The following is a 239-nucleotide window of genomic DNA, read 5'->3' on the forward strand; positions in this document are numbered from 1 at the left end:
CGAGCGCGCCGATGCGCAACGCCCAGGACGCGTCGCCTGCGCCGGCCGCCGCCTGCGCGGGACGGCCCGCGCGAACGCCGGACGCGCTCATTGCGCGTCGACCCGCTGGGCCAGGCTGACCGTGAAGATGCCCATCGCGTCGATGCGCTGGTCGAGCTTGCGAAAGCCCGCGCGCGCGACGAGCTCGTCCATCTCGGCCTGCGAGCGGCGGCGCATCACCCACGTCGCCTCGCCGCGGT

At 75.7% G+C, this 239-nt stretch carries 1 protein-coding gene; it reads right to left on the bottom strand.

Going from position 1 to position 239, the window contains the following annotated elements; all coding sequences use genetic code 11:
* Positions 1-87: 87 nt before the first annotated feature.
* A partial coding sequence (locus tag SB786_RS37560; RefSeq protein ID WP_410731755.1) for a class I SAM-dependent methyltransferase family protein occupies positions 88-239 on the bottom strand: 152 nt, incomplete at its 5' end.

The sequence above is a fragment of the Burkholderia sp. SIMBA_062 genome (assembly GCF_046534765.1).
Classification (GTDB): Bacteria; Pseudomonadota; Gammaproteobacteria; order Burkholderiales; family Burkholderiaceae; genus Burkholderia; species Burkholderia ambifaria.